The organism is Gemmatimonadaceae bacterium (assembly GCA_035533755.1).
Lineage (GTDB): Bacteria > Gemmatimonadota > Gemmatimonadetes > Gemmatimonadales > Gemmatimonadaceae > JAGWRI01.
The window spans coordinates 73,324-95,445 of record DATLTC010000056.1 but is presented as its reverse complement, the minus strand read 5'-3'; the positions used below and the strand labels follow the sequence as shown (position 1 = coordinate 95,445).

Annotated in this window: 18 protein-coding genes; 6 read left to right on the top strand and 12 right to left on the bottom strand. The window is 69.1% G+C overall.

The window, feature by feature from the left end:
* From VNE60_08635 to VNE60_08580, 12 genes are all read right to left on the bottom strand, one after another.
* Positions 1–953: hypothetical protein (locus VNE60_08635; protein HVB31572.1), on the bottom strand; the 953-nt coding region annotated here is incomplete at its 3' end.
* A gap of 85 nt (positions 954–1,038) precedes the next feature.
* The gene (locus VNE60_08630; GenBank protein HVB31571.1) at positions 1,039–4,848 is read right to left on the bottom strand and encodes an Ig-like domain-containing protein; all 3,810 of its coding nucleotides are present in this window, start codon (positions 4,846–4,848) and stop codon (positions 1,039–1,041) included.
* Positions 4,849–5,252: 404 nt separating this feature from the next.
* Positions 5,253–5,729 carry a hypothetical protein gene (locus VNE60_08625; protein HVB31570.1) on the bottom strand — a complete coding sequence of 159 codons (477 nt, stop codon included), beginning with the start codon at positions 5,727–5,729 and terminating at the stop codon, positions 5,253–5,255.
* Positions 5,730–5,895: 166 nt separating this feature from the next.
* Positions 5,896–6,324 carry an OsmC family protein gene (locus VNE60_08620; GenBank protein ID HVB31569.1) on the bottom strand — a complete coding sequence of 143 codons (429 nt, stop codon included), beginning with the start codon at positions 6,322–6,324 and terminating at the stop codon, positions 5,896–5,898.
* A gap of 90 nt (positions 6,325–6,414) precedes the next feature.
* A complete protein-coding gene (locus VNE60_08615; GenBank protein ID HVB31568.1) occupies positions 6,415–6,861 on the bottom strand; it encodes a hypothetical protein in 447 nt (148 codons plus the stop codon).
* Between the two features lie 116 nt (positions 6,862–6,977).
* Positions 6,978–9,341, bottom strand: coding sequence for a carbamoyltransferase HypF (gene hypF, locus VNE60_08610; protein ID HVB31567.1), 2,364 nt, complete (start codon positions 9,339–9,341; stop codon positions 6,978–6,980).
* A 16-nt stretch (positions 9,342–9,357) separates the two neighbouring features.
* Positions 9,358–10,038 carry a hydrogenase nickel incorporation protein HypB gene (gene hypB / locus VNE60_08605; protein ID HVB31566.1) on the bottom strand — a complete coding sequence of 227 codons (681 nt, stop codon included), beginning with the start codon at positions 10,036–10,038 and terminating at the stop codon, positions 9,358–9,360.
* The gene (locus VNE60_08600; GenBank protein ID HVB31565.1) at positions 10,028–10,267 is read right to left on the bottom strand and encodes a hypothetical protein; all 240 of its coding nucleotides are present in this window, start codon (positions 10,265–10,267) and stop codon (positions 10,028–10,030) included. Before VNE60_08600 ends, hypB begins: the two co-directional genes overlap by 11 nt.
* On the bottom strand, positions 10,264–10,803 hold the full coding sequence (locus VNE60_08595) for a HyaD/HybD family hydrogenase maturation endopeptidase (GenBank protein HVB31564.1): 540 nt from the start codon (positions 10,801–10,803) through the stop codon (positions 10,264–10,266). The genes VNE60_08600 and VNE60_08595 overlap by 4 nt, the downstream gene beginning before the upstream one ends.
* Positions 10,796–11,572 (bottom strand): Ni/Fe-hydrogenase, b-type cytochrome subunit, encoded by a 777-nt coding sequence (gene cybH, locus VNE60_08590; protein HVB31563.1) that lies wholly within the window; start codon positions 11,570–11,572, stop codon positions 10,796–10,798. Before cybH ends, VNE60_08595 begins: the two co-directional genes overlap by 8 nt.
* Positions 11,569–13,284, bottom strand: coding sequence for a nickel-dependent hydrogenase large subunit (locus tag VNE60_08585; protein ID HVB31562.1), 1,716 nt, complete (start codon positions 13,282–13,284; stop codon positions 11,569–11,571). Before VNE60_08585 ends, cybH begins: the two co-directional genes overlap by 4 nt.
* Positions 13,271–14,428 (bottom strand): hydrogenase small subunit, encoded by a 1,158-nt coding sequence (locus tag VNE60_08580; GenBank protein ID HVB31561.1) that lies wholly within the window; start codon positions 14,426–14,428, stop codon positions 13,271–13,273. Before VNE60_08580 ends, VNE60_08585 begins: the two co-directional genes overlap by 14 nt.
* 284 nt (positions 14,429–14,712) lie before the next feature.
* On the opposite strand from VNE60_08580, the gene VNE60_08575 reads away from it, so the two are divergent.
* The 6 genes from VNE60_08575 to VNE60_08550 all read left to right on the top strand — a co-directional run bounded on the left by VNE60_08575 (position 14,713) and on the right by VNE60_08550 (position 22,122).
* Positions 14,713–15,165 (top strand): hypothetical protein, encoded by a 453-nt coding sequence (locus VNE60_08575; GenBank protein ID HVB31560.1) that lies wholly within the window; start codon positions 14,713–14,715, stop codon positions 15,163–15,165.
* 168 nt (positions 15,166–15,333) lie between these two features.
* A complete protein-coding gene (locus tag VNE60_08570; protein HVB31559.1) occupies positions 15,334–15,789 on the top strand; it encodes a hypothetical protein in 456 nt (151 codons plus the stop codon).
* A 1-nt stretch (position 15,790) separates the two neighbouring features.
* Positions 15,791–17,083 (top strand): cytochrome b N-terminal domain-containing protein, encoded by a 1,293-nt coding sequence (locus VNE60_08565; GenBank protein ID HVB31558.1) that lies wholly within the window; start codon positions 15,791–15,793, stop codon positions 17,081–17,083.
* Positions 17,080–18,345 (top strand): hypothetical protein, encoded by a 1,266-nt coding sequence (locus VNE60_08560; GenBank protein HVB31557.1) that lies wholly within the window; start codon positions 17,080–17,082, stop codon positions 18,343–18,345. The genes VNE60_08565 and VNE60_08560 overlap by 4 nt, the downstream gene beginning before the upstream one ends.
* Positions 18,346–18,349: 4 nt before the next feature.
* Positions 18,350–20,368, top strand: coding sequence for a NapC/NirT family cytochrome c (locus VNE60_08555; protein HVB31556.1), 2,019 nt, complete (start codon positions 18,350–18,352; stop codon positions 20,366–20,368).
* Positions 20,287–22,122 (top strand): TIGR04190 family B12-binding domain/radical SAM domain protein, encoded by a 1,836-nt coding sequence (locus tag VNE60_08550; GenBank protein ID HVB31555.1) that lies wholly within the window; start codon positions 20,287–20,289, stop codon positions 22,120–22,122. The genes VNE60_08555 and VNE60_08550 overlap by 82 nt, the downstream gene beginning before the upstream one ends.

Below are 22,122 nucleotides of genomic sequence, written 5' to 3'. Positions count from 1 at the left end.
ATCCGCCACCCGATCGTCGCCGAGACCTTGGGCGCCGATTCGGTCAGCCCGAAGTTGACGCCCGCCGTGAGCGACTGTGCCGTCGAATGACGATACCCCAGGCTCACGCCGGCGGACAGCGGCGGATCCACGTTCCTGATCACCTGGCTCGAGCCCGACGCCGAGGCGAGCACCGACCACCGGCCCTCGCCCAACGACTGGCCCAGCCCCAGACCGTAGGTCACATTGTCCATCAACTCGAGTGCGGGCATGTCGCCCAGCACCCAGTACGAGGCATCGGCGAAGAAGAACGTGCGCGCCGAGCCCAGCGAAACTGACGCGCCGCCGCCGTAGTCCCACTTGCCGGTGCTCACGCCCGACGCCACCGACGCCACCGGCGCCTTGGCGAATGCGTGAACGCTCATGTTGCGCACCAGCCCGTCGCCGCGGTAGAGCGCCACGTCGCCGGTGAACACGGGATCGCCCACGTTCACCTGCGTGTTCCCGGGCTGCGTCACGGTGAATGTGTCGGTGGCTGCGGCGGCCGCCAACGCACCCACCCCGCCGCGCTGGCCGCCCTGTCCGGACGGCCCTCCCTGCCCCTTCGTCGCCCCCTGTCCGTACTGCCCCATCCCGGCGCCCATGTCCACCGGCTGCCCCTTGCGGCGCGCGGCCACGGCCGCGTCGTCGGGCCCGCCCGTGGGTACGATCACCCCGCCGATGTACGTGAGCGCGGTGTTGTTCTGCGCCACGATGGGGACGGAGGCCGAGAACCGGAAGCGGCCCGCCTGCACGTCGAGCCCGTGGAACATCACGGCGCTCCATGCGGTGCCGCTGAAGATGTAGGAACCCGTCGAGTAGCCGGCCGAGACCCGGTAGTCCACCGTCTGGGCCCGCGCGGCGCCGGGCGCCGCGAGTGCTATGAAAGTCAGGCAGGCTGCCGCGACGGCGGCCGTGCGCGCTGTGCGAGTCATTATCCCTCCATGGAGATCCGGCGACGGACCGCCGCCAGAGAGAAGAACGCCGGGGGGCGAACCCCCCGGCGCCCTTCGGGCCGGACTACAGGTGACTACCGCTGCCGCTGCCCTTGTCGACCCAGATGTCGATCGACGTCGACTGGGCTCCGACGTTCAGCGTGGGAACGTTCTTCGAGGGAATGCCGCCGGATCCGCTGCCACCCGATCCGCTGCCGCCCGTTCCGCCCCCTTCCTCGGTGGTCCCTGATTCGCCTCCGCCTGCGAGCAGTGTCATGCGCACGTTCGGAGTGACCGGTGCCGACCCGTCGATGGAGAAGGTGAAGCGATACCACCCGTACTTGTGCCCCACTTCTGTTGGAACCGTGATCTGTTCCATGAGCAGGTTGTACGAATACACCAGCGTCCCTCCCATCGAGACCTCGGTCGAGAACTGTCCCGATCCGTCGACGAGCTCCCAGAGGCCCTTGTCGAACAGCGTGTATCTGGGCTCGTGGGTCGCGCTGTCCAGCAACTCCACCTTGAGCCTGGCGCCGCGCGTGTACACCATCGGCGAGAACGTGCCCGTGGTGCCGTCGGTGCCCTTCAGCTCGGTGGAGCCCGTGCCAGAAATCACCGTCATGTTGAAGCCCTGCATGGCCGGCGTGGTCAGGTCGGTGAGCGACACTTCGACGTGCACGTTGGCGTGCGTGTTGAAGTGGTTGGTCAACAGGTTGTCGCCCCACGCCACTTGCGCGTCGCGCGACGCCTGTCCTGACGCATCGAACCACTGCGCTTGCCAGACGGGAGCCCCGCCCTGGCAGAAGTACTGCGTGCCGCCCAGCGAGCAGTTGGACACGTTGTAGCTGGTCGGGAAGTAGGGCAGCGAACCCACGACCGGCTCCGTGCCGCCCGTGGGGCGCAGGCCCGTGTTGACGTAGTTGGCCGCGCCGTCGACGGTCACCGGCAGACCACCAAGTCCGAGACCTTCGGCGAATGTGATCGGGACCGACAGGTTGTTGCCGGCGCCGGTGTCTCCACCGCCGCTGCCACCGCCACCCTCACCGCTTCCGGAGCCCGCGCCGATATAGATATCGATCCACGTGGACGATCCATCGCCCGCCAGGTGCGGAGCCGGCTTGGTCCCCGTGCTCGAACCCCCCGAGCCACTGCCGGACCCACCGGATCCACCCGACTCCTCTTCGGTCGCCGAGTTGGTGAGCGCGTCGATGGTCACGTTGCGGGTCGCGTTGATGACGCCGTTGGTGGCCGAACCCTCGAGCACGAACGCCACCCGGTACCAACCGGCCTCGCTCACCCGCAGGTTGTAGCCGTACACGATCTTCCCACCAACGTTCACTTCGGCCGCGAAATTGCCTGGGCCTTCCTCGGCCCCCAGCGCGTCGATCACTCGCTTGTCGACCAGCGGACTGCCAACCGCATTGCCGCCCGACGTGTCCAGCTTCGACACGATCAGGTGCGGCATCACGGAGTAGATCGTCGGAGTCATCGCGGCCGTCACGCCATTCGTGCCCTGCGATTCCGTGCTGCCGGTGCCCGACACCACCTGCATGTTGAATCCGGAGAGCGTGCCGCTCGTGAGATCGTTCAGCGACACCTCGACGCGCACGGGCGCCGACGTCTGGAGGGACTGGCTGATGATGTTGTCGCCCCACGTCGCGGACGCGTGCTGCAGCGCGGCGGATCCGTCGAGCCACTGCGCCTGCCAGGCGTTGAGCCCCTTCTGGCAGTAGGCTTTCGTGCCGTCCGGCCACGTGCAGTCACTCACATTGCCGGCGTAGAAGTACGGCAATCCATTGACCACCAGATTCTCGGTGACGCCCGGGCGCAGCCCGGTGTTGGCATAGTTCGGGGCGCCGGCGACGGTCACCGGGAGACCGGTGATCCCGATGCCCTCGGAGAACACCACCGGCACCGAGAGGTTGTTGCCGAACGCCGTCTCCGGCGACGGCCGCGGTCCCGACACCGTGATCTGGGCCGACGCGCTCTTGCCGCCGCTGGACGCCGTGATCGTCACCGTCCCCTCGGCCACACCGGTAACCACGCCCGACGTGCTGACCGTCGCGATCGACGCGTCACTCGTGGTATACGTGACCTTGCCTCCCAGCGAGTTGCCACTCTCGTCCTTCGGCGTGCCCTTCACCGTGATGTGATCGCCCATCCGCACCTGCGCCTGCGGCGGACTGATCACCACCGAGGACGGATGCCGGAACACGGCGATGGATGCCGCGGCGAGGAGTTCCCCATGGGTGACGCGGATCGAGGCCGAGCCTTCGGCCACCGCCGTGACGAGCCCCGTTCCGTCCACCGTCGCGATGCTCGGCTGCGCGCTCATCCACGACATCGAGATGCCGGGCAGCGGGCCGCCGCGTGCGTCATGCGCCGTTCCCACCAGACGGACCGTATCGCCGATGAGCAGCGAATCGGCGGTCGGCGCGACGCTCACGCTGACCACCGGGACCGTGACGTTGATCGTGGCCGTGGCCGAGAGATCGCCCGCCGTGGCGGTCACCGTCGCCGGGCCGCCGTTCCGGGCCACCGCGTGGCCCTTGGTGTCCACCAACACGCGGAACGACTCACTGGTCGTCCACACCACGGTGCGGTCGACGATCGGCGTCCCGTCGGCGTTCGCCATCGTCACCGTGAAATCCACGCTCTCGCCCATCGCCAGCGTCACCGACGCCGGTTGGATGGTCATCGAAGCGGCCGCCGGCACCACGTTCACCGGAACCACGGCCGTGAGGCCGTCAACCGTTCCCGTGATCTGCGCCGTGCCCACGACGTGCGTGGTCACCAATCCGTTCGCGTCGACCGACACGATCTCGGGCGCGCTGCTCTCCCACATCGGCACGCGAGTCACCGGCGCGCCGGAGAGGTCGGTCACCGTCCACGCCAACTGCAACGTGCGGCCGGCCATGAGCACCACCGTCGCCGGCTGGACCGTGAATCCGGCGGCCGGCGCCACAACGGCGATCATCGCCGATGCGCTCTTGCCCTCGCTGGTCGCCGTGATCGTGGCGTTGCCCAGATGCATGCCGGTCACGAGACCGGTGGAATCGACGGTCGCGACAGTCGAATCGCTGGACGTCCAGGCGATCTGGCTCTGGATCTCCACCTGATTGCGATCGCGGAGCCGCGCCTGCAGGCGCAGCCGGGCGCCGAGCCCGATCGCGGCGCTGGCGGGCGAGAGTTCCACCGTGGCCACCGGTTCACCCACCATCAGGGTGAGGCTATCGGTCTTCCCTTCCGCGGTCACCGTCACGACGGCCGTGCCCGGCCCCATGGCGAGGACGTAGCCCTGCGATCCGCCCACCGCGGTGTTCCGCTGCGGGCCGCCCGACGCGATGGCCGCGCCGCGGGAGAGCGCCGGCGGCCCGGCATCCTTCACGCCCACGCGGACGACGGTGGAATCGCTGCTCCGCCACGTGACCTGACGCTGCAACGCCGCGCCGTGCGGATCCCGCAGCTGCACCTGCAGCCACAGGGTATCGCGGATGCGCAGCGTGTCGCGCGTCTGGTTCAGGTTCATCGCCACCTGGGTCACGCGTTCCAATAGATAGAGCTGCGTGGTGGCCTGGACTCCGTCCACCGTGGCGGTGATCGTGACCACGCCGCCGTCGAGCGCCCTGACCACGCCCTGCGCACTGACCGTGGCCAACGTGGGATTGCTCGACGTCCATGTCGCATTACGCGCCAGCGGAACGCCGCTCGCGTTCTCGATCGTCACCGCGAGGGGGAGCGAGTCTTCCACGAGAAGGCTGTCCACGCTCCGGGCGAGTGACACCTTCGCCACGATCACCGCCTTGTCGGGACCCGCGGGGCTGTCGCTGCAACTGCCGATCAGCGCGGCCCCCATGGCGAGGGCTATCAGCCCCGCCGTTCGCAACGTCCGCATCGCATTCATAAATGCCTCCATCCTCGGCGGCTCCGCCGTCTCTTGGCGTGGAGGCCCGCGGCCCGTGCCGGCGGGCATCCACTCGTTTCTCCGGTGTTGGCGCGGCAGATCATGCTCGCGGCGCATCGTTGCCCTCTCCGGAGCAACGGGTTCCCGGCGATGTACGAGGAAGGGTACGGCGTCTTTGCGTTTCCTTAAGTCGGGTATGCCACATCAATCCTGTCGTGGCGACGCGTACGTTGGCGTCCTCTCGCGACCGGAAAATGTCGGGGAGGTTGCCACTTGCGGTCGACGCCCGATCGACGCGCTACACGCGCGAGGGCCGCCGTGGGCATGCTGCCCACGACGGCCCATGGACGCACCGTGCGATGCGTGCCGAGCGGAGCGCTCGGCTTCCGGCGGAATTACGGAGCCGGCGGCGCGCCCATACGTTTCTGCATCTGTTCCATGGTCTTCAGCGTGGCGTCCATCTGATCGGCCATGGTGTGGAGGTGGATCCGGAGCTGGTCCATGTCGCGCTGCTGATCGACGTTGCTGGCCATGTTCTGGTCCCGCTGCATGTCGCGCGCCCGCTCGGCGAGCGTGCGCAGCTGTTGCGATGCCTGATCGGCGGCCTGGCAGGTCTGCAGCATGAGCCGTTGCTGGTCGGTCTGCTGCGTCCGCTGCTGCTGCATGTTCTGCTGCATGTTCTGCGCCATCTGATGCGCGCGCTCCTGCATCTGCGTCATGCGCTGCACCATGTCCTGCATCTGCGTCATCTGATGTTCCTGGAGGCGCTGCTGTTGCTGCTGCTGTTGCTGCCCGCCCCTCTGGGCGCCGGCCGTGCCTGCCATCAGCAGCGCCGTCGCCAGGCCCAGGACCAACGATTTCCGATTCGCCATACGTCCCCCGCAGTGTGAGCCGCGATGTGCGCCGACGGCAATCCGGAGGCGGCCGCTCCGACGCCCATGCGATGTGCTTCGAGGAAGGTACGGGCGCCGGACGCCACGGACTGTCGGCGGATGCAGCACGCCGATGTCGGGCATTGACCGGAACTTTGCGCCAGGGTTACGCCACGGCGGCGGCCGGCGCCTGGATCTCGACCACGACGTCCGTGCCATGCACGAGCGTGTTGTGGGCGGGACAGCTGCGCGCCACGCGCTCCAACATCTCCGCGTACTGCGGCGGCAGCGCCGCCGGGAGGAGCACCCGCACCGTGTACTGGGCAATGCGTCCGGGATTCTGCGCGCCCACCTGGTCGAGTTCCACGCGCATGCCCTCGTAGGGCAGCCCCCGGGCCTCGCAGAACTGCTGGACGTAGAGCGCCACGCACGTGCCGAGCGAGGCGCCGAGCAGTTCGAGGGGCATCGGACCGGCATCGGCGCCCACGCCCGCGGGCTGATCGACGATCAGCCGATGGGACCTGATCTGGGCGGCGAACTTGAGGCCGCCCTCATGCGTGATCACCATCGGACCACGCCCGTTCTGTCTGGCCACGATAATCGCTCCTGATATGAGTATATAGCCATCTAGCTATATACTCATTCTAGCGACCCACCGACGGCCGCGGAAGACCCCCCGCCGGCCCTACCGCGTCCCGCCCGTCCCGCCCCCGTCCGCGCCGGGCAGCGGATAGAGCGTGCTCCGATTCATGTTCCCGTTGGCGTCCGAATAGATGTCCAACTCCGCATGGTCGCCCGGCGACAGCGACAGCCCCGGGCTCGTCCACGAGGCCGGCACCCCGATCGCATGCACCCGCACCGCCAGGACGCCGCCCGGCTGGAGCTGCATGTAGCGAATCACCACCTGGCCCGTCGAGAACCCGGTCACGCCCATCAGGCGGGACCCCGTCGTGCCGCCCGGCATCAGATTGTAGATCTCGACGTCGAAGAAGCCGCGATTGTGCACCTCCAGCACCACGGGCGCCGGCGCGGGCTCGGGGTGCTTGGGCTTCCGGAAGCAGCCGGCCCCCAGAAGGCCGATCGCGGCCACCGCGACGAGCGTGCCGCGAACCCGCAGGTGTGGAACGGTCATCGTTCGGTCTCGCGCCTCGGCCGCCAGTGGGGCCCACTCGAGGAGCTGCGCGGCGGGCCACGCAGCACCGCTCCTGCCCTGCTCTACCATCAAGATACGCGGATTGGTCCGGCCGCCTAGTGGTTCCCCCCGCCCCCCAACCGCGCTGCGGCAACCACGGCCTGGCCGTAGCTCACCGCGCCGTCGTTGGGGGGCAACGCCAGCGCGGTGAGCACCCGCAGCCCCCGGCGTTCCAGACGGCCCCGCAGCGTGGTGAGCAGCCGGGCATTCTGGAACACGCCCCCGCCCAGCGCCACCGTCGCGAGCCCCTCACGACTGGCGACGCTCTCCACCACTCGCGCCGTTCCCTCGGCCACGCTCTCGTGAAACGACGCCGCCAGCCGCGTCACCCGCTCGCCCCGCGCCAACCCCAGCCCCAGCGCGGCCAGCAGCGGCCCGGGCTCGAGCATGTGGTATCCGTCCGCCGAGACCGTGGCGTCGAACGGGAGCACATCCCCCACCTCGCGCCCGGCGGCGGACTCCAGTCGCATCGCCGCCTCGCCCTCGAAGCGCGACTCGCGGCACACGCCCAGCACCGCCGCGGCGGCATCGAACAGGCGGCCCATCGACGACGCCAGCGGCGCGTTCAGTCCCTGCTCCAACTGGCGCCGCGCCAGATCCAGCGCGCGGGGCGGGGCGCCGTCGAAGGCGCGCGCGTACGCCGGGCCCCCGTCGGGATCCAACGACAGATACCCGAGCGCCACGCGCCACGGCGAGCGCGCGGCCAGATCGCCGCCCGGCAGCGGCGCGTAGCGCAGCTGGGCCACCCGCCGGTACCCGGCAAGATCGGCCACCAGGATCTCGGCGCCCCAGGTGTGCCCGTCATCGCCGTAGCCGGTGCCGTCGAATGCCACGCCCACCACCCGCTCGGTGACGCCGTGCTCGCCGGCCACGGCAGCGATGTGCGCGTGATGGTGCTGCACCGTCTCGATGCGCGCCAGCCCCAACTCGCCGGCGATGCGCGTGGACATGTACTGCGGATGCAGGTCGCGCACGGCGACGCTCGGCTCCACGCCGAATAGCCGACGGAACGAGGCGTAGGTCGCATGCCAGTGGTCCGTCGTCTCCAGCGTCTCCAGATCGCCGATGTGCGGGCTCAGATACGCATCGCGTCCCTGCGCGACCACGAACGTGTTCTTGAGGTGCGGCCCCACGGCCACCAGCGCCTCCGGCGTCTCGATCGGGAGCGCCACCGGCAGCGGCGCGAACCCGCGCGCGCGCCGCATGAGCACCGGCACCGCCCCGCCGTGGAGACCGTCCGCGTCGCCGGGGCCGGCCACGCGCATGACCGAGTCGTCCATCCGGGCCACGATCTCGCGGTCGTGCGTGAGGTACGCGTCGGCCACGTCGCGCAGGTCGCGCAACGCCTCGTGCACCGACGCCGCCAGCGGCTGGCCGCTGTGATTGCCGCTCGTCATCACCAGCGGACGCCCCACCGCCTCGAGCAGCAGCAGGTGCAGCGGGGTGTAGGCCAGCAGGACGCCGACGGTGGACAGGTCGCCGCATACCGACGGCGCGAGCTCCGCGCCCGCTCGCCGCTCGAGCACGACGATCGGACGGCTCGGCCGCGCGAGCCAGTCCGCCTCGGCGGCGGAGACCATGGCCAGCCGCCGCGCGGCGTCGAGCGACGGCACCATGACGGCCAGCGGCTTGCCGTCGCGGCGCTTGGCCTGGCGGAGCCGGGTGACCACCGCTTCGTGGGTCGCGTCGGCCGCCAGGTGAAAACCGCCCACGCCCCGCACAGCCACGACGCCGCCCCCGCGGAGCACCGCGGCCGCGGCCTCGAGCGGCCCGCACTCGGTGACCTCCACCCCGTGCGTGTCGAGGAACGCCAGCCGCGGGCCGCACTGGGCGCAGCTGTTGGTCTCCGAGTGGTAGCGCCGGTTGCCGATGCTCGCGTATTCGCGACGGCACGCCGGACACTGGACGAACGGCCGCATGCTCGTGCGTTCGCGGTCGTACGGCATCTCGACGATCACCGTGTACCGCGGGCCGCAGTTGGTGCAGGTGATGAACGGGTACCGATGCCGGCGATTGTGCGGGTCGAACAGCTCGGCTTCGCACTCGGCGCACGTGGCCACGTCGGGCGACACCCACTGCCCCCGCGTGCCCCCGCGCTCGCTCTCGACGATCCGGAACGCGCCGAGGTCGTCGGCGTCCAGGGGCCCGGCGTCGATCGTGTCGATGCGCGATAGCGGCGGGGCTTCGGCCGAGAGCGCCCGCACGAAGCGGTCGAGTTCCGCCGGGTCGCCGGCGACGGCGATCTCCACGTTGCCGGTCGTGTTGCGCACCCACCCCCGCAGGCCGTGCCGCACGGCCAACCGGTGCACGAAGGGACGGAAGCCAACGCCCTGCACCACGCCGGCGATGCGCAGGCGGAGCCCCGCCGCGTCACCGCTCGCGCCGGCGTCCGCCGCCGGATCCGCCTCCGTCGTCATCATGCGTCAGCGCGGCCGACTACGCCGCGCTTCCCGCGGTTCGTCGAGCGACCAGCGACCGGATGAAGTCGAACCACTGGTCGAGCCCGGCGCCGGTGGTGGCCGAGGTGAAGAAGAACTGCAACTCGGGGTTCACCTGGCGCGCGCAGGCCACCGCGTGGTCGACGTCGAACGGAACGTAGGGCAGGAGATCCACCTTGTTGAGCACCGCGTACTTCGCTTCGCGGAACATCTTGGGGTATTTGAGCGGCTTGTCCTCGCCCTCGGTGACGGAGAACACCACCACCTTGGCGTCCTCGCCCAGGTCCCACGAGGCGGGGCACACCAGATTGCCGACGTTCTCGATGAACAGCACGTCGGTATCGGCGAGATCCACCGCTTCGAGGCCGTTGTCGATCTGGCGCGCATCGAGGTGGCAGGCGCCGCCGGTGACCACGGCCTGCACCAGCCGGTTGGTGTGGCGCGCCAGCCGTTCGGCGTCGTTCTGCGTCTGCACATCGCCGGTGATCACGGCCATGCGCAACTCGCCGTCGAGCGCCGCGAGGGTGCGCTCGAGGAGCAGCGTCTTGCCCGAGCCGGGCGACGAGACGAGGTTGAGCGCCACGATGCCAGCCGCGTCGAGCCGCTGGCGGATGTCGCGCGCGATGCCGTCGTTGCGCTCCATGACGCGCTCGCGGACCTCGATCGTTCTAATGGCCATCGTCCAGCTCCAGATAGCTCACCCGGAGCACGCTTCCGGGCTTGCGGTCGAACAACGGTTTGGCGCCGCCGAAGGGCGGCTGCGACAGCAGCGTCTCGAGGCAGAATTCCAGATTCCCGAACTCGAGCCCGGAGTCATCGCCGATCTCGACGCCCACGGTCACCAGGGTGCCCGCCGCGCGATCGTACTTCTGGTCGACGATGCGGCAGATCTCCATGGCAACGCTCATCTCGTGCACGACGACCGGTCCCCCACCCCCGGCACACGGACGACCGGCCTCGGCGCGCAGCGGTGCCCCCACGCACGGAGCTGCTCCACCGCCATCTCCACCACCAGATCGATGTTGTCGGCCACGGCCGGCGTCATCGGATCGCCGAGCTCGAACGTGGCCGGCTCGAGGCCCACGGCGACCATCTCCGGCGGCAGGGTGCCGCGGAACTCGGCCACGGCCAGCACCTCACGGAGATCGATCTGATGCTGCGACACCTTGAGCGCCACCTGCCGGGGGATCTCGGCGCCCCGAAGGGTGACGGCGGCGCCGATGGGCCGCCCGGTGCGGATCGCATCGAGGAACAGGATGCGCTCCGACGACTCGATGAGGGGCAGCAGCGTCATCCCCCACGTGCCCCCATCCACCAACTCCACCGCGGCGGGGATCTCCCACCCCTCCCGCAGCCGTTCCAGCGCCGCGAGGCCGACGCCGTCGTCGCCCATGATCGGGTTGCCCAGCCCGACGACGACATCGCCCGCGCGCGGCTCATTCATCCGCGTAATGCTCGTCGGTGGCCACGAACCGGCCCCCGCTGACGATCGACGAGATCGCTCCGCTCCGCTCCAGGAGATCGGCGCGGATCGCGAGATACACGTGGAGGATGATGAACAGCGGGAAATACCAGGCGGCCACGTGGTGGATCACGCGGACCCACTGGAACCCGCCGAGGTAGACGGCGAGGTGGCCGAAGGTGTGCATGAACACGCCCTGCGGATTGGCCTCGCCGAACATGATGAACCCGGTGACGACCAGGACCCCTGCCATCAGATAGGTGAACGTATATGACAACTGCTGGAGCGGGTTGTGGCCCAGGTAGCGCGGCGCGCGTTCCGGGTGGATGAGCAGGTAGAACTTGACCATCTTCCACAGATTCGCCCAGTCGCGCTTGCGCACCGGGAACAGCGCCGGGAGCCGTTCGAACCGGTCGCCCATGAACAGCCAGTAGATACGGACGATGGCGGTGGCCACGAGCACGCCGGCGGCGATGAAGTGCACGAGCCGCACGTACTGCAGCCCGAACGTCTGACTGGCGCCGCCGGTGAGGAAGTACGGCCGCCCGATCCAGAATCCGGTCACGGCGAGGACGACGATGCTCACCGCCGCCGCCCAGTGCATGGCGCGGATGGGCCAGTGCCACAGATACACCCACTGTTCCGACCGGCCACCGCGCGCGATGACCGGCTCGGACGTCATCGCGCCCGCGCGTTCGTCGATCGACGGCCAGGGCGATCCGCGCGCGTGTTTGGCATCGAGGGGAGTCATTGCACGCGGACCTCCGTCACCGTTTCGCCGTCGGCGTCGAGCACGTGGACCCCGCAGGCGTTGCACGGATCGAACGAGTGGACCGTGCGGAGAATCTCGATCGGCTGATCCGGCTTGAGCAGCGGATGGTTGTCGGTGAGGGCGGCTTCATACGGGCCCACCACTCCCTTGTCGTCCCGCGGCGAGGCGTTCCACGTCGTGGGCACCACGCACTGGTAGCGCGAGATCTTGCCGTCGGCGATCTCCACCCAGTGGCCGAGCGCGCCGCGCGGCGCGTCGAGCGCGCCGTACCCGCGGGCGGTCTTGGGCCAGGTAGACGGGTCCCAGTTCTTCCCGGCGAAGGTGGACACATCGCCGGCCTTGATGCGGCTCACGAGCGCATCGAACCATACGCTCAGGCGGCGGGCCAGCAACACCGTCTCCATGCCGCGAGCCGCCGTGCGGCCGAGCGTGGAGAAGAGCGCCGCCGGCCCCACGTCGAGCGCCTTGAGGGTGTCGCCGACGATCGCCTTCACGTCCTTGTGCCCGCTCGCGTACGCCACGAGCATGCGGGCCAACGGGCCGACCTCCATCGGATGGCCGTTGTAGCGCGGGGCCTTCATCCAGGTGTACTTGGTCTCGTCCTGCAGGTACTGCCAGGGCGGCTGCGGGCCGGTGTAGTGGGGCTTGGTCTCGCCCTTGTACGGATGCAGTTCGGCCTTGGGCCCCTCGTCATAGTCGTACCACGACGCCCAGATGCCCTCGGTCACGCTGTTCTGGTCGTAGGGCACGACCTTGCTGAGGTCCTTGTTCATCACGATGCCGCGCGGCAGGTACAGCGAACCCACGTCGCGGATGTCGGTATCCGGGAACTCGCCCACGGCCAGGTAGTTGCCCGTGCCGCCGCCGATGGCGGCCCATTCCTTATAGTAGCCGGCGATGGCCACGAGGTCGGGCCAGTACACCTGCTCCACGAACCGCTGGGCCCGGGTGATCATGTCCTTGATCTCGGAGAGCTTGGCGGCGTTGATCGTCGCCGTCCCCTCGAGATTGATGGCGCTGGCCATGCCGCCCACGAGGAAGTTCGGGTGCGGGTTCTTGCCCCCGAAGATCGTGTGGAGGCGGATCACGTCGCGCTGCCAATCGAGGGCCTCGAGATAGTGCGCCACGGCGAGCAGATTCACCTCGGGGGGCAGCTTGTACGCCGGATGCCCCCAGTAGCCGTTGGCGAAGATGCCCAACTGGCCGCTGCCCACGAACGTCTTGAGCCGCTCCTGCACCTCGCGGAAATACGTGGCCGAGTTGTTGGGCCAGGGCGAGATCGACGCGGCGACCTTCGAGGTCTGGGCTGGATCGGCCTTGAGCGCGCTCACGACGTCCACCCAGTCGAGCGCGTGCAGGTGGTAGAAGTGGATGACGTGGTCCTGCACGAACTGCATGCCGTGCACGAGATTGCGAATCGTGTTGGCGTTGGGAGGGATGTGGATGTCGAGCGCGTCTTCCACCGCGCGGCACGACGCCACGGCGTGGACCACCGTGCACACGCCGCAGATGCGCTGCGTGTAGGCCCAGGCGTCCCGCGGATCCCGCCCCTCCATGATGATCTCGATCCCGCGGAACTGCGTGGAGCATGCCCACGCGTCGGACACCTTGCCGTTCTCGGCCTGGGCCTCGATGCGCAGGTGGCCTTCGATGCGTGTGATCGGATCGATCACCACCTTAGTCTTCGCCATGGCTGTCCTCCCGGCCGGTTGCGCTCGGTGGTTGCTGGGCGGCCGCGTCGGCCCGCCGCGAACGGAGCTGATAGATGCCGGTGGCCGCCGCGTGAGCGGCGACGCCGGCCACCGCGCCCACCGCGAGGGCGGCGCCGAGGATGTCGGCCGTGTGCTCCACGCCCACGCCCGCCACGTTGGGCAGACGGTTGTAGAACGGCGACATCGTGTCCCAGAAGTTGCGCTCGGTGCATCCGAGACACGGATGGCCGGCGCCGATCGGGAAGTCGGTGTGCGAATTCCACATGAAGATCGGACAGGGCGAGAAGGTCGCCGGCCCCTTGCACCCCACCTCGTACAGGCACCACCCCTCGCGCGCCCCGCGGTCGTCGAACTCCTCCACGAACTGGCCGGCGTCGTAGTGCGCGCGGCGCGGGCACTGGTCGTGGATGCGGTTGCCGTAGGCGAACAGCGGGCGCCCGTCGGCGTCGGTCTCGGGCAGGCGGCCGAAGGTGAGGAAGTGCACCACCGTGGCCGTGATCACGTCGGCGATCGGCGGGCAGCCCGCGATGTTCAGCACCGGCTTGTCCTTCACGATCTCCGAGACGCCGACCGCCCCGGTGGGGTTGGGCTTGGAGGCCTGCACGCTGCCCCAGTGGGCGCAGGCGCCGACGGCGATCACCGCCGCCGCGTCCCTGGCCGTCTCCTCGAGCAGCGATCGCGCCGTCTTGCCGCCGATCATCGTATAGATGCCGTGCTCGTTCGTGGGCACCGACCCGGTGACGATCAGCACGTACTTGCCGGCGTTCTTCTTGCGCGAGTCGTCCAGCGCCTTCTCGGCGGCCGTGCCCGAGGCCGCCATGAGTGTATCCATAAAATCGAGCGAGATGACGTCGAGCACCAGATCGCCGATCGTCGGGTCCGATGAGCGGATCACGCTCTCCACGCACCCGGTGCATTCCTGCAGTTGCAGCCAGATGACGGTCGGCCGCTGGAGCGACTCCATGGCCTCGGCGATTCTCGGAACCGCCAGACTGCTCAATCCGAGGACAGCCGCCATCTGTCCGCAGAATTCGATGAAGTCGCGCCGGCTGATGCCGCGGCGGCCCAGATATCCGCCCAGCGCCTCGTCGTCAGACCACGCGTGCGTGGTTGGGGTGAGCATGACGCAACCCCCCAGGATGGGTTGGTGTGAGTGCGGCCCCACCGGGGAGGACCCCCCCGACGTCCGCGGGCCGCGATGATGCAATCGCGTGCTCGCACGTTCCATCCCGGGCGCGGCGCCGCACAGAAGCGAACCCCTGAAGCCCGACGGGCATTGCACCGACAGAATCGTGCGGGATTTCCTTACGGTGATCGGGGCAAATGACCGGCTGCGAGGGAATACCCGACGTCGTGATACTTGACCTCGGTTGGAGCGTTCACTGAAGCCCACGTCCCGAGGTCACTATGTCCGAAGTTTCCCGTGGCGCGTTCCGCGCCATCGCAGTTCTCGCCCTGCCGGCGGTGGTCGTGTTCGGGGCATGCTCGAAGAGTCAGCAGGAGCAGCCCAAGGTCCCGATCGCCCAGATGGCGGCGGGCGCGCCCGACAGCACGGCCAATCCGCACGACGCGATGTCCGCGGCCGCCAAGGCGGCGCTCGACAGCGGCAACATGGCGTATCGCGCCGGCAAGTATGCCGATGCACTCAAGAACTATCGCAGCGCCTCCGAGCAGGCGCCGCTGAACGCCGCCCCCTTCTTCGGCATCTACATGGTGGCCGAGAAGATGGGCAACAAGAAGCTCGCCGACAGCGCCAGCGCCGAGATCCGGCGGCGCAGCAACAGCACCACGCAGATGCTCAGCGACAGCACGCTCCAGAGCCTGCACGCGGCGAACACGAAGAAGCCCACCAAGGGCTGATCTCCGGGCGGGGGCCCCGTCCGCGGGGCCTCCAGTGGCCCGACACAGATTCAGGCTTCTCCCGACAGAGGTGTGGGGAACACCGAGGAGATTGGTGCTCGCGAATGCATTCCGGATCGCAACGATGAGATCTCACAGAGCAGGAGCGGTGTGGTCGTGACGTCCCCGATGACGGAGTCCGAAGCCGGCGATGCCCCATGGGAGCCCGGCTTCAGCGAGTATCTACTGGGCGGCATTGTCGCGCTGATGGTGGTCGCGCTGGCACTGGCCGCCTTCCTGTATCTGTTGCCCCCCGAGCGTCTGCAGTTGGCGGAGTTGCAGCCCGCGTTCGTGGTGGCGCCCCAGGCCCAGTTCCCGGTCGGGGCCAGTCGCGTGGTGGACTGGGGCACGCACGTCATCCTCGTGGTGCGGACCGGGGAACAGTCGTACGCCGGGCTGCAGGGCACATCGCCCACCGACGGCTGCATTCTGGACTGGGATCCCACGTCGCTGCGCGTGCTCTCTCCGTGCACCTACATCGTGTACGATCTGCAGGGCAACGTGGTGCGGGGCCTGACCACGGTGCCGCTCCAACGGTATCCCGTGTTCGTGCGCGAAGGCGTCGTCTACGTGGGGAGGCCATAGCATGCTGGGGCGTGGGTGGAGGGCGACGACGGCGTGGGGCAAGCGCTTCTGGGATGACCTGAAAGCCAGCACCGACGCCAGCCTGCTCGCGATCCTGCGGTTTGTCGGCCTGCTCTACGGACGCATCGATACCCGCCTGCCCATCGACCAGGCATTCCGCAAGTCGCTACGCCACCGCCTGTCGCGACACGCCGGCTGGCGGCACGCCTTCGGCGGCATCACGTACCTGCTGTTCATGGTGCTGGTCGTGACCGGCGTACTGCTCTCCTTCTACTACCGGCCATCGGCGGAGGAGGCGTACCAGAGCATCCAGAACATCGTGTCGGGCGTCACGCTGGGCTGGCTCATGCGCGACGTGCACGTCTGGGCCGCCAACCTGATCGTGCTCGCGGCGCTGGCCCACATGGCCCGCGTCTTCTTCGGCGCCGCCTACAAGCCGCCGCGCGAGACGAACTGGCTCGTGGGCCTGCTGCTGCTCTTCGTCATCTTCGCGTTCGGCGCCACCGGGTACCTGCTCCCCTGGGATCAGTGGGCCTACTGGACGGTGACCGAAGGCCTGAGCATCCTCGGCCGCGTGCCGCTGGCGGGGGGCGCGCTGGTCGAGATCCTCCGGGGCGACCCGCTGGTCTCGGGCGCCACGTTGAGCCGATTCTTCGCGCTCCACGTCATCGTGCTGCCCTGGGTGGCGCTGGTGCTGCTGGTGCTGCATTTCACCCTCGTGCGCAAGCACGGCGTCGCGCCGCCGGCGAGCGCGGCCTCCGAGGACGTGGGCCCCGACGATGAATCAGGCGTCCCGTTCTTCCCGCACCACTTCCTGCGTTCGCTGATCGTGGGCGTGCTGGTGCTCACGCTGGTGGTCACGGCGGCCGCGCTCTACCCGCGCGATGTGGCGGCGCCCGCGAACCCGGCCCTGGCGCCGGCGTCGATGCTCTCGACGTGGATCGCGGCCGACGTTTCCCGCGCGCTCATCTACTATCTGGGCGCATGGGGCTTTGGCGGGTTCCTGCTCCTCGGCGCCGTGATGGTGCTGGTGCCGCTGTTCGATCGAGCGCCGGAGCGCCGTCTGAGCAAGCGCCCCATCATGACCACCCTGGGCGTGGTGTTCTTTCTCGGATTCGCCGTCGCCTGGGCGGCCGGCTGGCAGCTGCGGTCCGTGCCGGTGTCGGCGTCCGGCGAGTTGACGCCGTTCCAACAGCCCCTGACGCCACCGGGACCCGCGCTGCCGCGCCTCGCGCCTCCATCATCGCCGGCCGTGCCACCGGCGGGCACACCGCGCCCCGGAGGTGCCCGATGAGACGCGTCGTGATCAGGATGCTGCTAGGCGTGGCCGTGCTCGGCGCGCTGCCCGCCGCCGCGCGCGCGATGACGGCGTCCGCATTCCAGAGCCCCATCGTGGTCCAGGACACGGCCAACGGCTGCCTCGCCTGTCACGCGGCGCAGCGCGAAGCGGCCACCGTCGGCGTGCACTCCCAGCACGGGGTCACCTGCGTCAGCTGCCACGGGGGCAATGCCGACGTCCGCACCCTGCCCGACGGCCATCAGGGCAACTTCATCGGCTCGCCGAGCAAGGTCCAGACGGCCCAACTGTGCGGCTCCTGCCATTCGAACCCGAACCGCATGCGGCAGTACGGTCTGCCCACGGGGCAGCTCGAGGAGTTCCGGACGAGCCGGCACGGCCAGCTGCTGTTCGGGGAGCACGACACGAATGCGCCCACGTGCACGGACTGCCACGGGACCCACATCATCTATCCCCCGTACGACGCCCGAAGCCGCGTGTACCCGACCAACATCCCGGGCACCTGCGCGCACTGCCATTCGGACGAGAAGCTCATGGCGAAGTACCACCTGCGCACGGACCAGCTCGATCAGTTCCGCGCCAGTGCGCACGGCGTGGCCCTGTTCCAGAAGCAGAACTTCGCGGCGCCCACGTGCATCTCGTGCCACGGCGCGCACTCCGCGCTCCCGCCCACGGGCACCCAGGTGGCCAGCGTCTGCGGGCAGTGTCACGCGCTGGTGGGCCAGTCGTTCGCGCAGGGGCCGCACGGCGCGGCGTCCAAGGCCGGCAAGCTGCGCGGCTGCCTGGCATGCCACACCAACCACAGCACGGCGGGCGTGCCGATCGAGAAGATCGGCGAGACGTGCGACAAGTGCCACGCCTCGGACACGCGGCTCCATCAGATGGGCATCGACCTCCAGCGCAGCGTGGTGCAGGCCAGCGAGGACATGGCATCGGCCAAGCGCGCGGTGGAGGTGCTGTCGCTCGCGGGCCAGCGGGTTGGTTACTACCAGTTCCGGTATCAGGAAGCCCTGACCTACTACCTGCAGATCGCGCAGGCCCAGCACGGCCTCGATCTCGCCAAGGTGGACGATCTCGGCCGGAGAGTGCGTTCGGTGTCGGTGGACCTGAACAACGCCGCCAACACGAGCCGGGAGCAGCGCTGGGAGCACAAGCTGCTCCTCCTGCCGCTCTGGTTCCTGTCGCTCTCGGCCGTGGTGCTGGCATGGCTGGCGCTCAGGGCGCTGCGCAGAAGGGACGCCGAACACCGGGACGGATAACGCCATGTCACCCGCGGTACGCCGGCGCCTGTCGAAGTTCGCCCGGTTCCTCATTCCGGCCGCCATCCTCACGATCATCCTCGGGGCCGTGGGCACCGTGGGGTTCGTCCAGGTGTCCAGCCAGCCCTGGTTCTGCGGCAGCTGCCACATCATGCAGCCGTATTACAAGTCGTGGACCACCTCGACCCACCGCAACGTTCCCTGCATCAAGTGCCACATCGCGCCGGGGATCAAGGCCGAGGCGATGACCAAGATCCAGGCCGCGAACATGGTGGTGAAGGACTTCACGGGCGCCACCAGCACGCGTCCGTGGGCGGAGATCGAGGACGCGTCGTGCCTGCGCTCGGGCTGCCACTCCAACCGGCTGATCGAGGGCCGCGTCGATTACAAGGGCGTGCAGTTCGACCACACCAAGCACCTGGGCGAAGTGCGGAACGGCATGCAACTGCACTGCACGAGCTGCCATTCCCAGATCGTGCAGGGCACGCACATCGCGGTCACCGAAGGCACGTGCTTCCTCTGCCATTTCAAGGATCGCCCGGCGGGCCGGCCGCTCGCCGGCTGCACGGGCTGCCACCCCTCGCCGCCCAGGGTGACGTCGCCCGAAGGCTACGTGATCGACCACCCCCAATACGTCAAGGACCGGATCGACTGCCTGTCCTGCCACAACCAGGTGACGCACGGGACGGGCGCCGCGGATCAGGCGCGGTGCATCAGCTGCCACAACGAGCCCGCCCGCCTGGCCAAGTTCAACAACCCCACCCTGCTGCACACGGTGCACGTCACGCAGCACAACATCGCGTGCATCCAGTGTCACACGGCGCTCGACCACAAGGTGGTGTCGCTCACCACGAACGTGGAGTTGGACTGCAAGAGCTGCCACACCAGCGTGCACAAGGACGAGCAGAAACTCTACGCCGGCATCGGCGGGCACGGCGTGAAGCAGACCCCCAGCGCCATGTACACGGCACGGGTGTCCTGCGTGGGCTGCCACAACCAGGCGTCCAAGCTGCCGGGCCACGACACGGTGCAGGTGACCGGCGAGTCGTCGTGCATGTCGTGCCACGGCATCAAGTACGCCAACGTGCTGCCGGGCTGGGAATCGCAGATGGAGCGGAAGGTGCAGCTCGTGGGGCCGATCGTGGATGCCGCGCAGGCCACCTCCTCCGCGGCCCCGCTCCGCCGCCGCGCCGTGGCCGACAGCCTGCTGCGCGAGGCCCGCGAGAACCTGGAGTTCGTGCGATCGGGCAAGGGCGCGCACAACATCGTCTACGCCGACCAGCTGCTCCGGGCGTCGTTGAGCCTGGTCCAGCAGGCCGTGAAGGACGGCGGCCTGCCCTACCGCGTGCCGAGCGTGAACCTCGGTCCGCCGGTGAGCGAGAACCAGTGTCTGCAGTGCCACCTGGGGGTGGAGCAGCAGAAGGGCAACTTCCAGGGCCGGAGCTTCGACCACACGGGCCACGTGCTGCGCGCCGGGTTGCCATGCAGCACGTGCCACACGCCGTTCGCGCAGCACGGTGGGATCACCCTGAGCTCCGCCGCGAGCTGCGATGGCTGTCACCATTCCCCGGTGCAGCCGGTGACCAACTGCGCGCGCTGCCACGCCGGACCTGGCGGCGCGCCCACGGACACGGTCCACCGGAAAGCCGGCGACTTCACGCACCGCGCGCACATCGCCGCCAAGCTGGAGTGCAAGGCGTGCCACACGCCGCCCGGCATGAGCGCGCGGGACCTGCAGTGCGACAACTGCCACACGCAGCACCACCAGCCGCAGACGGCATGTCTGAGCTGCCATCGCGGCGGCGCGCTCGCCAAGCACAAGGTGGCGGACCACACGGTGTGCAGCCAGTGCCACAAGACGGTGCCGCAGCTCAACCGATGGACCCGCCAGATCTGCACGGCGTGTCACGCGGCGTACACCAACCATCATCCGGGCAAGGCGTGCGAGGCCTGCCACCGAGTGCCGGCCATGCGGGCCGCGCACGGCTCAGCCCCATCCCTGGGCACGGGGAAGAGGAACTGAGCCAGCCAGACGTCGTCCTCGTTCACCCGCCGAGCATCTACGATTTTCGCGAACGGACCATCTTCTATGGCCCGATCAGCGACGTCATCCCGTCGACGCCGATCTTCGAGATGTACCCGATCGGCTTCGTGACGCTGGCCTCGTACCTGCGCCGCCACGGCTACCGGGTCCGGATCGTGAACCTGGCGTTGCGCATGATGCGTAGCCGGCGATTCCGACCGGAGCGGTTGTTGCGCCGACTCCGGCCCAAGCTCTTCGGCATCGACCTGCACTGGCTGCCGCACGCGCACGGCGGGCCGGAGGTCGCGGCGCTGCTCAAGCGGTTGCACCCCGACATCCCCATCGTGTTCGGCGGGATCTCGGCCAGCTATTACCACGAGGAGCTGATCCGGGATCCAGCCGTGGATTTCGTGCTCCGCGGCAGCGTGACGGAGGAGTGCCTGCTGGCGCTCGTGCGGGAGCTCGAGGGCGAGCGCCGCTTCGAGCGCGTGCCCAACCTGACGTGGAAGCAGGACGGCGAGGTGCGCGTGAATGCCGCATCGTTCGCGCCGACGTCGCTCGACGCGTACGATCTGGACGTCGGCATGATGGTGGGGTCCGTGGTCGGCCATCTGGACTTCTGGACGAGCATTCCGTTCCAGGCATGGTGGCGCCACCCGATCACGGCCGTGCTGACGGTTCGGGGGTGCGCGCGAGGGTGCGTGACGTGCGGCGCGTCGGACGCGGCGTTCAAGCGCTTCATGCCGGGGCGGCACCCGCTGTTTCGCAGCCCCGAGGCGATCGCCGCGCAGGTGCGGACGCTGGCGTCGTTCACGCGCGCGCCGATCTTCCTCGTTGGCGACATCAACGACGGCGGCCCGGCGTACGCGCGGGACGTGGTCGAGGCGCTGGGCCGCACGCCGGTGGCCAATCGCGTCGTGTTCGAATTCTTCGAACCACCGCCGGCGGACCTGCTGCAGCGCATCGACGCCGCGGTCTCACGCTGGGGCGCCGAACTGTCGCCCGAGAGCCACGACGAAGCGATCCGCGCCCGCCTCGGCAAGGCTCGCTACACGAACGAGCAGTTGGAGGCCGGGCTCGCGTCGATGCTCGCCCTCCGCTGCGAGAACCTGGACATGTTCTTCATGATCGGGCTGCCGGGCCAGAGCCACCGCAATGTCCTCGAGATGGTGGACGCCATCGAGCGGCTCTTCTCGCGCTTCGACCGCCGGCTCTCGGCGTTCATCACCCCCATGGGTCCGTTCATCGATCCGGGCAGCGACGGCTTCGAACAGGCCGAGGCGCAGGGTTATCGGATCCGCGCCCACACGCTGGCGGAACACCGGGCGCTGCTCGATCAGCAACGTGACTGGGAGTCGTTCCTGAACTACGACACGGACGCGATGACCCGGACGGAGATCGTGGACGCGACCTACGACGGCGCCGAGCGCCTGAACGCCCTCAAGGCCAGGTTCGGCAGAATCGAGCCCGCGCAGGCCGCGGCGGTGGCCCAACGCATGGCATCGGCTCGAGCGCTGCGGCGGAGCCTCGCCCAAGCCGGCGGCGGTGAACTGGACCCGGCCGTGCATCGCGCGCTCGTCGGGGAGATTCGCGCATTCTCCGAAGCCACCGTCAACGACAAGGCCGAACTGTTTCCACCGGCCGCGTTCCTGCGCAACTTCCGACTCGGCGGGATCCTGCGGCTGCTGGCCCGCGAGGCGCTGCACGGCGTCCGGCGCCGGCCCCGCCACACGCAAGTCCGGCCCGGCCGCTGA

Bases quoted from the DNA above. Each gene is read 5' to 3' on its own strand.
- VNE60_08580 (HVB31561.1), bottom strand. From the start codon at position 14,428: ATGCTCACCCCAACCACGCACGCGTGGTCTGACGACGAGGCGCTGGGC.
- VNE60_08595 (HVB31564.1), bottom strand. From the start codon at position 10,803: ATGAATGAGCCGCGCGCGGGCGATGTCGTCGTCGGGCTGGGCAACCCG.
- VNE60_08615 (HVB31568.1), bottom strand. From the start codon at position 6,861: ATGACCGTTCCACACCTGCGGGTTCGCGGCACGCTCGTCGCGGTGGCC.
- VNE60_08630 (HVB31571.1), bottom strand. From the start codon at position 4,848: ATGCGGACGTTGCGAACGGCGGGGCTGATAGCCCTCGCCATGGGGGCC.
- hypF (HVB31567.1), bottom strand. From the start codon at position 9,341: ATGATGACGACGGAGGCGGATCCGGCGGCGGACGCCGGCGCGAGCGGT.
- VNE60_08585 (HVB31562.1), bottom strand. From the start codon at position 13,284: ATGGCGAAGACTAAGGTGGTGATCGATCCGATCACACGCATCGAAGGC.
- cybH (HVB31563.1), bottom strand. From the start codon at position 11,572: ATGACTCCCCTCGATGCCAAACACGCGCGCGGATCGCCCTGGCCGTCG.
- VNE60_08565 (HVB31558.1), top strand. From the start codon at position 15,791: ATGCTGGGGCGTGGGTGGAGGGCGACGACGGCGTGGGGCAAGCGCTTC.
- VNE60_08560 (HVB31557.1), top strand. From the start codon at position 17,080: ATGAGACGCGTCGTGATCAGGATGCTGCTAGGCGTGGCCGTGCTCGGC.
- VNE60_08575 (HVB31560.1), top strand. From the start codon at position 14,713: ATGTCCGAAGTTTCCCGTGGCGCGTTCCGCGCCATCGCAGTTCTCGCC.
- VNE60_08570 (HVB31559.1), top strand. From the start codon at position 15,334: ATGACGGAGTCCGAAGCCGGCGATGCCCCATGGGAGCCCGGCTTCAGC.
- VNE60_08600 (HVB31565.1), bottom strand. From the start codon at position 10,267: ATGAGCGTTGCCATGGAGATCTGCCGCATCGTCGACCAGAAGTACGAT.
- VNE60_08625 (HVB31570.1), bottom strand. From the start codon at position 5,729: ATGGCGAATCGGAAATCGTTGGTCCTGGGCCTGGCGACGGCGCTGCTG.
- hypB (HVB31566.1), bottom strand. From the start codon at position 10,038: ATGGCCATTAGAACGATCGAGGTCCGCGAGCGCGTCATGGAGCGCAAC.
- VNE60_08555 (HVB31556.1), top strand. From the start codon at position 18,350: ATGTCACCCGCGGTACGCCGGCGCCTGTCGAAGTTCGCCCGGTTCCTC.